Origin of the sequence: Rhodococcus aetherivorans, assembly GCF_011058165.1 — a bacterium.
Lineage (GTDB): Bacteria > Actinomycetota > Actinomycetes > Mycobacteriales > Mycobacteriaceae > Rhodococcus > Rhodococcus aetherivorans.
On sequence record NZ_JAALEG010000109.1, the window covers coordinates 1 to 17,085 of the forward strand.

Sequence of the window (17,085 nt, forward strand, 5' to 3'; positions counted from 1 at the left end):
GGCGGGGGCGGAGGTCCGGCGTTGACGCTCGCGCCAGGCGCGCGCACGTTCGGCGCTGTTGGCGTACTGCTTGCGGCGGCCGCCCGTCGCCGGGGTGTCCCCGATCGGTGTGCCGCCCGACGAGGCTGCATCGCTCACGACCGCAGGTTACCAGGGCGAACACCTCCGAACGTTCGAAACAAACGTTCGGAGGTCACGAATGGGTCATCTTTGCGAACGTTCGAATCGTTCGTTCGGTTTCGGTCGTTCTACCAGGTGACGGACAGATCGTCGGCGACACCCAGGTCGGCGCACAACCGGCGGATCGCGCTGCAGTCCTGCACCACCCGCCGCGGATGCGGCGCCGCCGCGGTGTCCGCGAGCATCTCCCGCCCGCCCGGAACGCGCTCCGCCTCCACGATCGCCGCCCAGGTTCCCAGATCGCTGCCGGTGAAGGCCTCGATGCCCGCCGCCAGGGCCTCGACCAGCTGCGCCCGGTCGCCGGGCCCGAGATCGGTGAACACCATCTTCAGCAGCTCGGCCGCGAGGGAGGCGTGGCTGAGCTCGTCGCGCCGGTGCAGGGCCACCGTCGTGCGGTTGACCGGCTGCAGATCCTCGTCCTCGGTCATCAACCCGAGAAACGCGCTGATGGACGTCTCCGCGACGGTGGTGAACGCCAGCCGGATCAGGGCCTGCGCCCGCGGATCCGGCGCCGCGTCGACGGCGGCGCGGTGCTCGCGCACGGTCCGGCACGGCGGCAGCGCCGACTCGGGCATCCGCCAGCCGCGACGCCGGCGGATCACCGCGCTCGCGTTGAGATGCATCAGGGTGTGGTACTGCTCGTCGACCATCGCCTGCAGCACCCCCGCGGTGACGGTGTCCGACGGTCCGACCTCGAAGAAGTCCGTCGTGATCAGCGCGAAGCCGGGGTTGACCACGTACTGCTCGATGTCCATGACGTTCTTGTTGTACGCGATCCACCCCCAGCCCCGCAGCCGGGCCCGGCGCTCCTCGTCCAGGGCACGGTACGCGGGGTGGGCGTGGAACGGCACGAGTTCGTCCGGGAAGTCCAGCCGGGTCGGATCGAACAGCTCGTCGAGATCGGGTTCGCGCTTCTTGACCGTGGCGCGCCGCCCCCATGACCGCGCCAGGCCCCGCACGACGGCGCTCTCGACGACGTCGTGCGGATCGTGGTCGGGCAGCGCGGGCGCGAGCAGCGGGCCCCGCGCCCCGGACAGATCAGGCTCGGCCATGGCGGCTCTCCGTTTCCTCGTGCGTCAGCTCCGCGAACAGTCCCGCACACAGCTCCCGATACCGGTCGGCGTCCGCGCCCAGCGGCGTTCCGGCCCGGGCCAGCAGGTCCGCGAACCCGGCCACCGAACCGGCGCCGACCACTGCGTCGAGTTCGTCGAGGGAGGCGCGCAGCGCCGCCCGGGCGGCGGCCGCGTGCGGATTGCCGGCCTGCACGTCGAGATACACCTCGGGCGCGCCGGCGGTGATCCGCGCGAGCAGCGCCCGCAGCAGCACGTGCGGCGGCGGTGCCGTCGCCCCCGCCACCGACGGGGACACGTCGAGCCGGCCCAGCGCCAGCCCGAACGCCAGAACGGCCGCGTGGGTGGCGGCCTGGGTGGCCGCCGCGACCCGGTCGTGCTCGTCCGCCGTCAGCCGCACCACCTGCGCACCCCACCGGCCCAGCGCCCCGACCAGCGACTCGACCGCCGGGCCGGGCCGGTGCTCGACCACCGCCACCGGCCGGCCGGCCATGCCCAGCGCCGGCGCGAACATCGGGTTCAGCCCCACGCACTGCGCGGACCACCCCGGCTCGCGCACGGCCCGCGCCCACGCCGACTTCACCGACAGCGTCTCGACGAGCACCGCGGCCGGCGACAGCAGCGCACCGAGCGGGGCGGCGGCGGCGAGTGCGGTGGTCTCGGGCAGGGCCAGCACCACTGCCGGAGCGACCCGGACCGCGTCCCGCATCGCCGCCGTGGGGGCGGTGACATCGCCGCGCAGCGCGGCCGGGTCGTCGCCGGCGGCCGGGTCGATCACCACCACGGCGGTGCCGTCGCGACGGAACGCCTCGACCAGCATCCGGCCGACCGCGCCGGCACCGCCGGCGACGACCACGGGACCGGCCGCGGCGTTCACGCGCGGGGGCCGTCCTCGGGCGACTCGTTCACCGACAGGGTGCGGCGCATCGCCACCGCCTTGACCATCGTCTCCTCGAGCTCGTCCGCCGGATCCGACAACGCGACGATGGCGCCGCCGATTCCGAACCCCACCTCGTGCTCGGTGGCGACCATGGTGCGGATGACGATCGACAGATCCGCCGCCCCCGTCGGGGACAGATATCCCAGCGCCCCCGAATACACGCCGCGGGGGCCGTCCTCGAGCTTGTCGATGATCTCCATGGTGCGCAGCTTCGGAGCCCCGGTCATCGACCCGCCCGGGAACGCGGCCCGCACGCAGTCCACCGCGGTCGCATCCGGGCGCAACGTGCCCCGGACCGTGGAGACCAGTTGGTGCACGGCCGCGTACGTCTCGACGTCGAACAGCTTCGGCACGTGCACCGAGCCGGGTACGCACACCCGCGAGAGGTCGTTGCGCACCAGGTCGACGATCATCAGGTTCTCCGACCGGTCCTTCTCGCTGTCGAGCAGGCTCTGCCGCAACGCCCGGTCCGCGTCCTCGGTGGTGCCGCGCGGCCGGGTGCCCTTGATCGGCTTCGACTCGACCACCCGGTCCGGGCCGATCCGCAGGAACCTCTCCGGCGAGGCGCTGAGCACCGACACCTCCGGGAAGCGCAGCAGGGCGCTGTACGGGGTCGGGCTGAGTTCCCGCAGCGTCTCGTAGGTACGCAGCGGATCCACGCTGCGCTCCACGGTCGCCGCATTGGTCAGGCACACCTCGTACGTCTCGCCGCTGCGGATCTCGGCGATCGACTGGGCGATCAGCTCGAGGTACCGCTGCGGCTCGTGCCGCAACCGCACCTGCGGATCCTGCTCCGCCCGCACCAGCGGCGCCGTGGCCGGCGCCGTGGCGGACTCCGGCAGGGACTCGAGCACCGCGGCGGTCTCGTCGAACCACGCGGTCGTGGCCGGCTCACCGGTCCGCTCGCTCAACGCCAGCAGATAGCAGCAGCGCGCCTCGTGGTCGAGCACGACCGCGCGGTCGGCGAACACCATCGCCGCGTCCGCGATGGGGGACGTGTGCACCAGCTGGCCGCCGGTGTCGGCCTTGAGCTCGTACCCCAGGTAGCCCACGTACCCGAGAGCGAACGCGAACGGCAGGTCGTCCCGCCGGGCGACCGTGCGCTCGGCGAGGCGACGGTCGACGTGGTCGAAGAAGGTGGTGTGGAACTCGGCGACCGGTTCCCCGGCCCGCTGTTCGCGCACCAGGGTCTCGGCGACGCTGTAGGTGACGAACTCGGCGCGTGGTCCCGATCCGTCCCCGAGGATGGAGAACCGCGAGTTCGGCTCGGTGGCGGCACTGCCGTCCAGCCAGAAGCTGTGCGGGCCCTCGGCGAACAACGCTTCGAACACCCGCTGCGGGTCCGGGTTGTGTGCGATCCGGCGGCTCTCGAGCACCAGCGCCGGGGGCGGGGCCGTCGGCGCTGGCGGTAGGGCCGGCTCCGGCGGGTGGGGCCGGGCCGGGGTCGCGTCGCGGAAGTTCGCCAGCAGTTCGCGGCCGTACTCGGTGCAGATCGATTCGGGGTGGAACTGCACCCCCCACAGCGGACGGGTCCGGTGGGCGACCCCCATGAGCAGCCCGTCCTCGGTCCAGGCGACGGCCTCGAGCTCGTCGGGCACCCGGTCGACGACCAGCGAGTGGTATCTCACCGCCGCGAACGGCGAGGGAATGCCGGCGAACAACCCGGTGCCGGTGTGCCGGATCCGCGAGAGCCGTCCGTGCACCGGTTGCGGGGCGCGCACCACGTCGCTGCCGAACAGGTTGCACAGGCCCTGGTGGCCCAGGCACACCCCGAGCACCGGCAGACCGGAGTCGAGCAGGGCGTGGGAGCTGATCCCGAAGTCGCGGGCCCGGTCGGGCCGCCCCGGCCCGGGGGAGACGACGACGTTGTCGAACCGGTCCAGGTCCAGGCACTCCCACGGGGTGTCGTTGCTGACGACCGTGGGCGCAACACCGTTGACCTCCGCAAGCAGGCTGTAGAGGTTGTAGGTGAACGAGTCGTAGTTGTCGATCAGCAGGGTGCGGATCGAACCGGCGGGCGGCGGCGCGGCCATGACCGGCCTCAGGTCCGGGTCTCGCGCAGCTCGGCCGACGCCGAGCCGGTGCCGTCGATGATGAGGTCCTCGACCCGGCACGCCTCAGCGATGAGCAGCGCGTACAACGAGTGCAGGAACTCGGGCGACATGGCGTTGCGGTGCGCGTAGGTCTCCGCGCGGTCGTGCACGACCTGCATCCGCCCCGGCTGCAGCATCGGGATGGCGTGCCGCTGTTTCAGGTGCGCGATGCGGGCGCAGATCCGCAGCCGGTCCCGGACGTCGTCGAGGAGCCGGGCATCGACGCGGTCGAGTTCGGTGCGCAGCCCGTCGAGCAGGCGGTCCGGCGTGGATTCGGCGGTGCCGCCGGCCCTGCGGTCGTTGCTGTTGTCCATTGCTTCTCGCCCCCTGTACCACGTCCCGAAACCCCAGTGGGTCATTCCGTTTCGCGTCGTCCGAGGTCGCCGGTCCGAGAATCCGGCCGGTGTTCGATCATGATGACACGCGCGCGAAGGCGCTGTCGGCGTTTGATCTTTTTGTGCCGTGCGCGCAACACGGCCGACCCCTGGGGGCCCGTGATACGCGATGCCGCCCCCGGGACGGATCCCGGGGGCGGCATCGTGAGGTGCCGGTGGGGGCGGGTCAGGCGCCGCGCCGCTTGGTCTTGAGCAGTTCGAGGCGCTCCTTGAGCAGTTCGTCGAGCTCGTCGATGGAGCGGCGCTCGAGCAGCATGTCCCAGTGGGTGCGCGGCGGCTTGACCTTCTTAGTCTCCGGTGCCGCGCCCTCGACCAGGGAGCCTTCCAGGCCGTTCTTGCAGATCCAGGTGCCGGGGATCTCCGCGTCGTCGGCGAACGGAACGTCGAACTCCTCGCCGTTGTCACAGCGGTAGCGGGCGATCCGCCGCGGCGCCAGATCGTGGTCACGGTCGGTCTCGTAGCTCACCGCCCCGAGCCGGCTGCCTCGCAGTACACGATCTGCCATGGTGGTGTCCTCTCTTGTGTGCTCCGCCCGGTGCGCTCGCCTCCGAGGGAAGCGAGCGTCCACAGTGCGGTCGACATCGGCGGATGCCGACCACTCTTGTCAACGCCCGCGCGGTCGAATCGGTTCCCGACCGCCCCGGGGCCGTGGGCGCGGGTCATTCTACCGGGCTGCCCCGGCCGCTCCGGCGCCGCGGGCCGGTAGGGTGTGCGGCCATGACCGGACGTACCCGTAAACCGGAGAACTGCCTCTGGTGCGGCCGGCCGGTCGCCGACGCCCCGCTCGGGCGCCGCCGCCGCTATTGCCGCCGCTCGTGCCGCCAGCGGGCCTACGAGCACCGCACCCTCGCCCGGGAGGCGGGCCTGCCGGAGGACGCGGTGGTCCTGACCGCCGACGAGGCGAGCGCGGTCGCCGACCGCGCCTTCGAGGTGCGGTGCGCGGCCGAGGACGTCGCGACCGCGGTGGGCGAGGGCGCGGGTCCGGAGGAGCTGGCGCCGCTGTGCGCCGACCTGGTGCGCCTGGCTCGCGCCGCCGAGCGGCTCCGCTGAACCGGGCTCCGCCGAGCCGGCGGCGGCCTCAGGCGAAGAACGCCCCCATCGTGTACACCACCTGGCAGAAGGTGCCGTCGACGTACTGCACGGAACCGAACAGTGCCGACAGCACCGGCCCGGTGCCGGTGTCGAGGGTCTTCGACAGCTGCGGCACCCCGCCGACGGTGTCGTCGAGGGTGGCCACGCCGCCGCGGAAGTTCTCCATGTTCAGCCATACGAACTTCAGGTCGGCCCGCGCCGGCAGGGTGGGGATCGTGGGGGAGACGAAGATCTTCAACTGCCCGATCTGCACGGGCGGCACCGCGTTGGGGCCGGGCTGGGCCCAGCCGGTGGTCATCGCGTACGGGGTGAAGCCGCCGCCGCAGCCGAGCCCGAACGTGGGGGCGGGCTGCATGAACGGCTGCGGCGTGTTGCGCGGCGGCGGCTCGAACAACGCCGGGGTGCGGGCCGCGTCGAGCAGGGACTCCACCGCCCGCAGCGCCTCGGGGGAATCCGCGGCGGCCGCCGCCCGCAGCGCATCCGGCGGCAATCCCGGGGGTGCCGGCTCCGCGACGGCGTGGGCGGGCACGGCCACGGCGACAGCCGCGGCCGCCGCGGCGGTGAGCGAACGAACGGTCCATCGACGCTGCTGCATCCAGAGCTCCTCGAGGATGGGGCGGGCACGGGCGACGGCGTGGTCGGCTCGACAATAGGGGGACCGGGTCCGCCGCGGGGCGTTTCCGGGGTCCGGTTCGAAAAGCGGTTACCGAAACTGTGATTCGAGCGCATCCGGTGACCGGATCGCGATCGAACGGTAACAAATCCTCGTCGATTCGCCGCGAGCGCCGCGACAGGTCCCCCCTCCGGTCTCGACTCGGGATCGATGCGGCCCGAGGGGTCGATTTTTCGGTCCGGTTTCGGGCCGAGACGTCGTCGCGGTGGTCTAGCTTGAGGGAGCGCTCCTGTCACACATTCGAGGGCGCGGACGATCGAAGGGGAAAGAGCTACAGCCACGTCGATCCGACCGAGGGGTTTTCCTGCACGGTGCCGGGGGGTGCCAGGACATCACTGGAATCACTTTCGTGAAGGGGAGTTCGTTGCAAGAGCGGCTGCACATTCCGCCCGGGGCCTTCCCGTTGTCCTCTGCCCAGCGCTCGATCTGGTTCGCACAACAGCTGGCACCCGAGGTGCCCGTCTGCATCGCCCAGTACGTCGACCTGCCCGGGGACCTCGATCTGGATCTGCTGCGCGAGGCCGCGCACGAGGCCGCCCGCGAGTTCCAGTCGCCGTACCTGCGGGTCGTCGAGGTCGACGGTGAGCCGTACCAGTACGTCGATCCCGACCTCGACCTCAGCGACATCCCGCTGCTGGACTTCTCCGATGCGCCCGATCCGATGGCCACGGCGCAGCAGTGGATGAACACCGACTACGCCACCCCGGTCGATCTGGCCGACGACTCGCTGGTGAACATGACGATCCTGCGGATCGGTGAGCGACGGCACCTGTGGTACAGCCGGATCCACCACGTCGCCCTCGACGGCTTCGGTGCCATGACGATGGTCAACCGGATCGCCGCGCTGTACTCGGCGGCCCACGAGGACCGCGTCCCCGAGCCACCCACCGCCGCCGACCTGCACGACCTCTACCAGTCGGATCTCGACTACCGCGGTTCGAACCGGTACGCGAGCGACCGGGACTACTGGATCGGGCGGGTCGCCGGGCTCGAGGACGGATCGACCCTGGCGCGGCGGGCGGTGCCGACCGCCGCGCGCAGCACCCTCGAGAGTGTCACCCTGCCCGACGACCTGGTCGCCCGATTGACCGACGCCGATGCCACGAGCGGATCCTCGGCCGCCGCGACGGTGGTCGCGGCGGCCGCGTGCTATCTCTCCCGGCTGACCGGCCGCGCCGACGTGATGCTCAATCTGCCGGTGTTCGCGCGCACCACCGCGGCGGCGAAACGCTCCGGCGGCATGCTCGTCAACACCGCACCGCTGCACATCCGTCTCGAGGACGACGACACCCGCGCCGACCTGGTGCAGCGGGCCCAGCTGGAACTGACCGGTGCGCTGCGCCACCAGCGGTTCAGCCTCGAGGACCTCCGCCGCGAGACCGGCACCGCCGGCCGGGCCCACAGCTACGGCGGACCGATGATCAACGTGATGCTCTTCCGGCAGGAGATCACCCTGGGCCCGGTCCGCGGCGAGTTCCACATCATGACCTCGGGTCCGGTCGACGACCTGCTGGTCAACATCTACCAGAGCGGCACCCCCGCGCGGACGTTCCTCGACTTCCGCGGCAACCCCAACCAGTACGAGCCGGACGAGCTGCGCGCACACCACGGCAGCTTCGTCGAACTGCTCGCCGAGTTCCTGCGGGCCGACCCGGACACGCCGGTCGCCCGCATCCACCACGCGACCGCCACCGTCGCCGAGCGCCTGCGGCGCGATGCCGACGTCGAGCGGTTCTGGCGTGCCGCCCTGGCGGGGGCGCCCGAGCACCTCGAGCTGCCTGCCGACCGCCGCCGCACCGGCCCGCGCGCCCCCACCGCCGCCCACCTCGAGGTGCCGGTCCCCGCCGCGCTCGGGGACCGGGGCACCGAGCTCGCCCGGCGTCACGGCGCCACCTCCACCGAACTACTGCACGCCGCCGTCGCGGTGCTCGTCGGCCGGCTCACCGCCGGCACCGACACTCTCGTCGGCGTCCCCGGCCCCGCCGGGGCGCTGCCGCTGCGGGTGCAGTTCGACGAGAGCGAGCCGTTCGCCGCGCTCCTCGGCCGGGTCACGGCGATACACGCCGCCGCGACCGCCCACGCCGACGTGCCGGCGGACCGGCTCGCCCGAACCTTCGACGGGCAGCACGTGCCGATCCTGCCGGTGCTGCTCGACAGCGGCGAGCCCGCCGGGGGCGGCGGGCTCCTCGCACACGCCGAAGTCGCGGTGCACACCGCGACCGGCCCCGAGGGCACCCGCCTGAGGTGTACGTACGCCGCCGACCTCTTCGACGCCGATACGGCGCGATCGTTCTGCGAACGTTTGCTGCGGATCCTCGACGCCGTCACCGCCGACCCGACGGCACCGATCGGGGACGTCGACATCGTCTTCCCCGACGAAGCCGCGGAGCTGAGCCCGGTCCGCGGACTGCCCGGCTCGTCCCCGCAGCTGTGGCCCGAGATCCTCGCCTCCGTGGCCGCGCACGTGCCCGACGCGACGGCCCTGGAATTCGAGGGCCGCACGATGACGTACGGGGAGCTCGACGCCTGGTCCAACCGGGTCGCCCGGGTGCTGATCGACGCCGGCGCCGGCCCGGAGACGTTCGTTGCCCTCGGCATCGCCCGGTCCCTCGAATCCGTGGCCGCGATCTGGGCGGTGGCCAAGTCCGGCGCCGCGTACATGCCGGTCGACCCCGCCTACCCGGCCGAGCGGATCGAGTACATGCTCGCCGACTCCGGAGCCGTCCTCGGCGTGACCACCACCGCCCACCGCGACGGCTTGCCCGCCGACGTGCCGTGGCTGGTGCTCGACGACGCGGAGTTCGTCGCGGCGCTGGACTCGGTCTCCGACGGGCCGCTGTCGGACCTCGACCGTCACGGCGCGCTGCATTTCGACCATCCCGCCTACCTGATCTACACCTCCGGGTCCACCGGCCGCCCGAAGGGCGTGGTGGTGCCGCACCGCGGGCTGGCGAACCTGTGCGCCGAACTGCACGGCCGGCACAGCCCCACCCCGCACTCGCGGGTCTCGCACTTCTCGTCCCCGAGCTTCGACGCCTCGGTGTACGAGTACATGACCGCGTTCGCGATCGGCGCCACCCTCGTCGTGGTGCCCCCGACGATCTACGGCGGCGAGGAACTGGCCCGCTTCTTCCGCGAGCAGCGCATCACCCACGCCTTCTCCACCCCCGCGGCGCTGGCCTCCGTCGATCCGGAGGGCGTCGCCGCCGAGTCGGTCACCGTCGCCGGCGACGCGTGCCCGCCCGAACTCGTCGCCCGCTGGTCCCGGGGCCGGCGGATGTTCAACGCGTACGGCCCGACCGAGTGCACGATCGTCGTCAACATCTGCGGTCCGCTCGCGCCGGCCCCCACGATCCCGATCGGCACCCCCGTGCGCGGCACGCACGAGGTCGTCCTGGACTCCCGGCTGCGGCCGGTGCCGATCGGCGTCGCCGGCGAGCTGTACATTGCCGGCCCGGGCATCACCCGCGGCTACCGCGGCAAGCCCGGGCTCAGCGCCGGCCGGTTCGTCGCCGACCCGTTCGGGGCACCGGGGGAGCGGATGTACCGCACCGGCGACGTGGTGCGCTGGCGGCGCGACGGCGCCCTCGAATACCTCGGCCGGTCCGACTTCCAGGTCAAGGTCCGCGGCTTCCGCATCGAACTCGGCGAGATCGACGCGGTCCTGACCGCCCACGAGGACGTCACGTTCGCGGTGACGATCGGGCACACCGCCCCGTCCGGCGACACCGTGCTGGTGTCCTACGTGCTGCCCGCGACCGGACGCACCGCCGAACCCGCCACCCTCACCGCGCACCTGTCGCGGAGCCTGCCGGCGCACATGGTGCCCACGGCGATCGTCGTCCTCGACGAGATCCCGCTCACCCCGGTCGGCAAGCTCGACCGCCGCGCCCTGCCCGTGCCCGTGTTCGCGGTGGACGGCACCACCTACGTCGCGCCGTCCACCGACGCCGAGAGGACGGTGGCGCAGGTGTTCGCCGAGCTCCTCGGCGTCGACCGCGTCGGTCTCGACGACAGCTTCTTCGACCTCGGCGGAAACTCGCTGATCGCCACCCGTGTCGTCGCCCGCATCAACGCCGCCCTCGGCACCGACCTGGGGGTCCGGGCACTGTTCGAGGCCCCCACGGTGCGGACCCTCGCCGCCCTCACCGCCGACGTCGGCACGGGCACCCGGGTGCCGCTGGTCGCCGGGCCCCGTCCGGGGGTGCTGCCGGTCTCCGCGGCCCAGCAGCGGATGTGGTTCGTCAACCAGCTCGACACCGCCTCGCCGGCCTACAACATCCCGATGGCGATCCGGCTGCGCGGCCGGCTCGACCGGGACGCGCTCGCCACCGCCGTCACCGATGTGCTCGCCCGCCACGAGGCGCTGCGCACCGAGTTCCCGGCCACGGCCGACGGTCCCGTCCAGCGGATCCGCCCGGTCGAGGAGGTGCGCCTCGATCTCCCCGCGACGACCGTCGCCGCCGACGAGCTGCCGCAGCGTCTGGCCGCCGAGGTCACGGCCGGGTTCGACGTGGCGGTGCAGGTGCCGGTGCGGGCGCGGTTGTTCGCGCTCGGCGACGGGGAGCACGTGCTGGTGTTCGTGGTGCATCACATCGCGGCGGACGGGGCGTCGATGGCGCCGCTGGCCCGGGATCTGATGACCGCGTACGCCGCCCGCACCGGCGGCCGCGCCCCCGACTGGACGCCCCTGGAGGTGCAGTACGCCGACTACGCGCTGTGGCAGCGGCAGGTCCTCGGCGATCCGGCCGACCCGGATTCGCTCGCCGCCGCCCAGCTGCGGTACTGGCGCGAAACCCTTTCCGGCGCACCGGAAGTGCTGGCGTTGCCCACCGACCGGCCCCGCCCGCCGCAGCAGTCGTTCCGCGGCGCCACCGTCCGCTTCGAGGTCGGCGCCGAACTGTACCGGGCGGTCGGCGACCTGGCCCGCACGCACGGCGCCACCCCGTTCATCACGGTGCACGCGGCCCTGGCGGTGCTGCTGGCCCGGCTCTCGGGCAGCGACGACGTCACCGTCGGCACCCCGGTCTCCGGTCGCGGCGACCGCGCCCTCGACGATCTGGTCGGCATGTTCGTCAACACCGTCGTCCTGCGCACCCCCGTCACCGCACAGCACACCTTCGCCGAGCACCTGACCCACATCCGCGACCGCGACGTCGACGCCCTCGCCCACGCCGACCTGCCGTTCGACGCCCTCGTCGACGCCGTCACCGACCACCGATCCGAGGCCTACGCGCCCCTGTTCCAGGTGATGCTGGCCTTCCAGAACACCGAGTCCGCCCACTTGCGGCTGCCCGACCTGACCGTCGACGTCTCCGAAATCGACACCGGCACCACCAAATTCGACCTGCACCTGATGCTGGCCGAGGTCCCCGGCGACGACGGCGCCCCCGCCGCCCTCACCGGCGCCCTGTCCTACGCGACCGACCTGTTCGACGCCGGCACCGTCACCGCCCTCGCCGACCGCTTCGTGCGGCTGCTCACCGCCGTGACCACCACCCCGCACGTGCCCGTCGGCGACCTCGACCTGCTCGAGCCGGGCGAACGCGAGCTGATCCTGCGGCGCTGGAACGCCACCGACGCCCCCCGCGGCCCGCACACCCTCGCCGACCTGTTCGCCCGGCAGGCGGCCCGCACCCCCGACGCCGTCGCCGTCGTCTTCGGCGACGAGGCCCTGACCTACGCCGAGTTCGATGCCCGCACCAACCGGCTCGCCCGGCGGCTGATCGCCGAGGGCGTCGGCCCGGACCGCCTCGTCGGGCTCGCGATGCGCCGCTCGATCGAGCTGCTCGTCGGGATGTACGCGGTGATCAAGGCCGGCGGCGCCTACCTGCCGCTCGACCCCGACCACCCCGCCGACCGGCTCGAATACGTTCTGGGCAACGCCCGTCCGGTGTGCGTGCTCACCACCGCCGCCGACCGGACGGCGCTGCCCACCCCGGCCCCGATCCTCGAGGTCGATCGCCTCGACCGGACCGGCGCCTCCGACGCCCCCGTCGCCCCGGAGGAGCGCGCCGCCCCGCTGACGGGGGACCACCTCGCCTACGTGCTGTACACCTCCGGCTCCACCGGCCGGCCCAAGGGCGTCGCGGTCGCTCACGCCGCGATCGTCAACCGGTTGCGGTGGATGCAGCACGCCTACCCGCTCACCGCCGAGGACACCATCCTGCAGAAGACACCGTTCACGTTCGACGTGTCGGTGTGGGAGTTCTTCTGGCCGCTGCAGACCGGGGCGCGCCTCGTCGTCGCCGCACCCGACGGGCACCGCGATCCCGCCTACCTCACCGCCGTCGTCGAGCAGCAGCACGTCACCGTGACGCACTTCGTGCCGTCCATGCTCGCGGTGTTCGTCGCCGCCACCGACCCGGCCCGCTGCACGTCGCTGCGGTTGCTGTTCTGCAGCGGCGAGGCGCTGCCCCCGGCCACGGTCGCCGCCGCCCACGCCGCGTTCCCCGCCGCGGACCTGCACAACCTGTACGGGCCCACCGAGGCCGCCGTCGACGTCACATTCTGGGCCTGCACCGACGACGACGTCGACGTCGTCCCGATCGGCGCCCCGGTGTGGAACACCCGCGTCCACGTCCTCGATGCGCGGCTGCACCCGGTTCCCGTCGGCGCCGTGGGGGAGCTGTACCTGTCCGGCATCCAGCTCGCCCGCGGCTATGTCGGGCGCGGCGACCTGACCGCCGACCGGTTCGTCGCCGATCCGTTCGGTCCGTCCGGCACCCGCATGTACCGCACCGGCGACCTCGTGTCCTGGCGCCGCGACGGCAATCTGATCTACCTGGGCCGCACCGATTTCCAAGTCAAGCTCCGGGGCCTGCGGATCGAGCTCGGTGAGATCGAGCAGGCGTTGCTCGCCGACCCGGCCGTCGCGCAGGCCGCGGTCGTGGTGCACCGGCACCCCGCCGGCGCCGCCGACGGCTCCGACGGGGTGCTCGTCGCGTACGTCGTGCCCGAACCCGGCCGGAACAGCGATACCGCGGCGAGCCGTGCATCCGATACCGCGGCGAGCCGCGCATTCGATACCGCGGCCCTGCTCGGGGCCGCCGCGGCCCGGCTGCCCGGCTACATGGTGCCCGCCCACGTCGTCGTCCTCGACCGGTTCCCGCTCAACCCCAACGGCAAGCTCGACCGCAAGGCACTGCCCGCCCCGGACCTCACGGCCGTGCGTGCGGCGGAGCACGTCGCGCCGCGCACCCCGGTCGAGCAGGTCCTGGCCGAGGTCTTCGCCGGCCTGCTCGGGGTGGAGCGTCTCGGCGTGCACGACAGCTTCCTGGATCTGGGCGGCAACTCGCTGCTGGCCATGCGGCTGGCCGCGCGGATCGCCGCGGCGACCGGCACCGACGTGGGCGTGCGTGATCTGTTCGACGCGCCCACCGTCGCCGCCCTCGCCGAGCGGCTCCGCGACCGCGATGCCGCGGCGCGGCCCGCGCTGACCGCCGCCGCGACCCGGCCCCCCACGATCCCGCTGTCCCCGGCCCAGCAGCGCATGTGGTTCATCAACCAGTTCGACACGACCTCCCCGGCCTACAACATCGCCGTCGCGCTGCGTCTGACCGGGGAGCTGGATCTCGCGGCGCTGCGGGCCGCTGCCGCCGACGTCGCCGCGCGCCACGAGACGCTGCGCACCCGCTACCCGCTCACCGACGACGGCCCGATCCAGGTCGTGCTGCCGGTCGCGGTGGCGCAGCCCGACTTCACCGTCACCCGCGTCGAGACCGAGGACACGGTGCCCGCGCACATCGACCGGATCGTCGGCGCCGGGTTCGACGTCGCCACCGAGGTGCCGGTGCGGATCCGGCTGCTCACCCTCGCCGACACCGACCACGTGCTGGTCCTGGTCGTGCACCATATCGCCGCCGACGGGTTCTCGATGGGACCGCTGGGCCGGGATCTGATGACCGCGTACGCCGCCCGCGCCGGTGGTCACGCCCCCGACCGGTCGCCGCTGCCGGTGCAGTACGCCGACTACACACTGTGGCAGCACACCGTGCTGGGCGACGAGTCCGATCCCGCCTCCACCGCCGCCCGGCAGCTCGCGTTCTGGCACGACGCGCTGGCCGGGGCGCCGGAACTGCTCGAGCTGCCGTGGGACCGGCCCCGCCCGGTGCAGCAGTCCGGGCGCGGTGCCCGCGTGGCGTTCGAGATCGACGCCGACACCCACCGCGGCATGCTCGCGCTGGCCCGCGAGCACGACGCGTCGTTGTTCATGGTCGTGCATGCGGCGCTGGCGGTGCTGCTGGCCCGGCTGTCCACCAGCGACGACATCGTGGTCGGCACCCCCGTCGCCGGGCGCGGTGACCGCGCCCTCGACGATCTGGTCGGCATGTTCGTCAACACCGTGGTGCTGCGGGCCCGGGTGGACGAACGCGAACGGTTCGACTCCCTGTTGCGGCGGGTCCGTTCGGCGGACCTGGCGGCGTTCGGCCAGGCCGACGTCCCGTTCGAGCGGCTCGTCGAGGCCCTCGACCCGCCCCGGTCGACGTCCTACCCCCCGCTGTTCCAGGTGCTGCTCGAGTTCCAGGACATCGAGCGCCCCGAGATCGCGCTGCCGGGGGCGACGGCGCGGGTGCTCGACCTCGATCCCGGCCTGTCGCCGTTCGACCTGCAGCTGTCGATCGCCGAGCGGCCCGGCGGCGGATCCGGCGTGCGGGCGGCGTTCACCTACGCCACCGACCTGTTCGACGCGGACACGGTCGCCTCGTTCGCGGACCGGTTCGTGCGGATCCTCGACGCGGTCACCGCGGATGCGTCCGTGACGGTGGGGGACGTGGAGATCGTCACCCCGCGTGAGCTCGCCACCCTGGCCCCGGCGCGGGGCCGGCCCGCGGTCTCCCCGCAGCTGTGGCCCGAACTGCTGTCGTCGGTGGCGGCGATCGTGCCGGAGGCGGTCGCCCTGTCCTTCGAAGGCCGCACCGTCACCTACGGTGAGCTCGACGCCTGGTCCAACCGGCTCGCCCGCGTCCTCACGAGCCACGGGGTCGGACCGGAATCCTTCGTGGCCCTGGGAATTTCGCGTTCGATCGAGTCGGTCGCGGCGGTGTGGGCGGTGACCAAGTCCGGGGCGGCGTTCGTCCCCGTCGACCCCGGCTACCCGCCCGAGCGGATCGCCTACATGCTCGACGACTGCCGGGCCACCCTCGGCCTGACCACCACCGCCCACCGCGACGTGTGGCCCGCGGACGCGGTGTCGTGGCTGCTGCTCGACGACCCCGGCCTGCGCCGCCGCCTCGACGACGTCTCGCCCGCCCCGGTCACCGACGACGACCGCCGCACCCCGCTACGGTACGACCATCCGGCATACCTGATCTACACTTCCGGCTCGACCGGCCGCCCGAAGGGCGTCGTCGTCACCCACCGCGGCCTGACCAACCTCAACGCCGAAGTGCGCGAACACTTCTCGATCACCCATCGGGCCCGCGTCTCGCACCTGGCGTCGCCGAGCTTCGACGCGTCCCTCTTCGAGCTGACCAAGGCGTTCTGCGCCGGCGCCACCCTCGTCATCGTGCCGCCCAGCGTCTACGGCGGCGAGGAACTCGCCCGCATCCTGCGCGAGGAACGCATCACCCACGCGTTCGTCACCCCCACCGCCCTCGCGTCGCTCGATCCCGCGGGCCTCGACGAGCTGCGCGTGCTCGTCGTCGCCGGGGAGGCCTGCCCGCCGGAACTGGTCGACCGCTGGGCGCCGGGCCGCCACATGTACAACGGCTACGGCCCGTCCGAGGCCACCATCGAGACCAGCGTCAGCCCCGACATGCGCCCGGACACCACCGTCACCGTCGGTGGCCCCGCCATCGGCTTCCACGAGGTCGTCCTCGACGAACGGCTGCGGCCCGTCCCCATCGGGGTCGCCGGCGAGCTCTACATCGCCGGCGCCGGCCTGGCCCGCGGCTACCACCGCCGACCCGAGCTCACCGCGTCCCGGTTCGTCGCCGACCCGTTCGGGGCGCCGGGGGAGCGGATGTACCGCACCGGCGACGTGGTGCGCTGGCGCACCGACGGCACCGTGGAATACCTCGGCCGCTCCGACTTCCAGGTCAAGGTCCGCGGCTTCCGCATCGAACTCGGCGAGATCGACACCGCCCTCGCCGCTCACGACGACGTCGCCTTCGCGGTGACGATCGGGCACACCGCCCCGTCCGGCGACACCGCCCTGGTCGCCTACGTCCTGCCGGAGACCGGCCACCACGTCGATGCCGCCGCGCTGCGGGGGCACGTCGCAGGGCAGCTGCCCGCGCACATGGTGCCCGCCGCGATCGTCGTCCTCGACGAGATCCCGCTCACCCCGGTCGGCAAGCTCGACCGCCGCGCCCTGCCGGTACCCGACCTGTCGGCCACCGGCGAATACCGCGCCCCGGCCACCGACACCGAGGCCACCCTCGCCGACATCGTCGCCGAGGCCCTCGGCCACGAGAAGGTTTCCGTCGACGACAGCTTCTTCGACCTCGGCGGCAACTCGCTGATCGCCACCCGTGTCGTCGCCCGCATCAACGCCGCCCTCGGCACCGACGCCGGCGTGCGGGTGCTGTTCGAGGCCCCCACCGTGCGGACCCTCGCCGCCCGCATCCTCGACGACCACGCCGGTGGCACCCGCGTCCCCCTCACCGCGGGCCCGCGCCCCGACCGGATCCCGCTGTCC

8 protein-coding genes are annotated in these 17,085 nt (G+C 73.0%); 2 read left to right on the forward strand and 6 right to left on the reverse strand.

Annotated elements, in window-relative coordinates:
- Positions 1–248: 248 nt before the first annotated feature.
- From G6039_RS27025 to G6039_RS27045, 5 genes are all read right to left on the reverse strand, one after another.
- Entirely contained in the window at positions 249–1,232 is a 984-nt protein-coding gene (locus tag G6039_RS27025) for an AurF N-oxygenase family protein (protein WP_029543796.1), read from the reverse strand.
- Complete coding sequence (locus G6039_RS27030) at positions 1,219–2,070, reverse strand: prephenate dehydrogenase/arogenate dehydrogenase family protein (protein WP_206531384.1); 852 nt, start codon at positions 2,068–2,070, stop codon at positions 1,219–1,221. Before G6039_RS27030 ends, G6039_RS27025 begins: the two co-directional genes overlap by 14 nt.
- A 53-nt stretch (positions 2,071–2,123) precedes the next feature.
- Positions 2,124–4,223, reverse strand: a complete 2,100-nt coding sequence (gene pabB / locus G6039_RS27035) for an aminodeoxychorismate synthase component I (RefSeq protein WP_029543800.1) — start codon at positions 4,221–4,223, stop codon at positions 2,124–2,126.
- Between the two features lie 8 nt (positions 4,224–4,231).
- Positions 4,232–4,597 carry a chorismate mutase gene (locus G6039_RS27040; protein WP_006931064.1) on the reverse strand — a complete coding sequence of 122 codons (366 nt, stop codon included), beginning with the start codon at positions 4,595–4,597 and terminating at the stop codon, positions 4,232–4,234.
- Between the two features lie 247 nt (positions 4,598–4,844).
- Positions 4,845–5,183, reverse strand: coding sequence for an RNA polymerase-binding protein RbpA (locus tag G6039_RS27045; RefSeq protein ID WP_006931066.1), 339 nt, complete (start codon positions 5,181–5,183; stop codon positions 4,845–4,847).
- A gap of 212 nt (positions 5,184–5,395) precedes the next feature.
- On the opposite strand from G6039_RS27045, the gene G6039_RS27050 reads away from it, so the two are divergent.
- A complete protein-coding gene (locus G6039_RS27050) occupies positions 5,396–5,728 on the forward strand; it encodes a hypothetical protein (RefSeq protein WP_006931067.1) in 333 nt (110 codons plus the stop codon).
- Positions 5,729–5,756: 28 nt separating this feature from the next.
- Here the strand turns inward: G6039_RS27050 and G6039_RS27055 are convergent, their stop codons facing one another.
- Positions 5,757–6,365, reverse strand: coding sequence for a hypothetical protein (locus tag G6039_RS27055; RefSeq protein WP_006931068.1), 609 nt, complete (start codon positions 6,363–6,365; stop codon positions 5,757–5,759).
- 442 nt (positions 6,366–6,807) lie between these two features.
- Between G6039_RS27055 and G6039_RS27060 the strand changes: the two genes are divergently transcribed.
- Positions 6,808–17,085 (forward strand): non-ribosomal peptide synthetase (locus tag G6039_RS27060; RefSeq protein ID WP_241258929.1); only part of this gene is annotated, 10,278 nt, incomplete at its 3' end.

Coding starts and splice junctions, on each gene's coding strand:
- G6039_RS27025 (WP_029543796.1), bottom strand. CDS start 1,232: ATGGCCGAGCCTGATCTGTCCGGGGCGCGGGGCCCGCTGCTCGCGCCC.
- G6039_RS27030 (WP_206531384.1), bottom strand. CDS start 2,070: ATGCTGGTCGAGGCGTTCCGTCGCGACGGCACCGCCGTGGTGGTGATC.
- pabB (WP_029543800.1), bottom strand. CDS start 4,223: ATGGCCGCGCCGCCGCCCGCCGGTTCGATCCGCACCCTGCTGATCGAC.
- G6039_RS27040 (WP_006931064.1), bottom strand. CDS start 4,597: ATGGACAACAGCAACGACCGCAGGGCCGGCGGCACCGCCGAATCCACG.
- G6039_RS27045 (WP_006931066.1), bottom strand. CDS start 5,183: ATGGCAGATCGTGTACTGCGAGGCAGCCGGCTCGGGGCGGTGAGCTAC.
- G6039_RS27050 (WP_006931067.1), top strand. CDS start 5,396: ATGACCGGACGTACCCGTAAACCGGAGAACTGCCTCTGGTGCGGCCGG.
- G6039_RS27055 (WP_006931068.1), bottom strand. CDS start 6,365: ATGCAGCAGCGTCGATGGACCGTTCGTTCGCTCACCGCCGCGGCGGCC.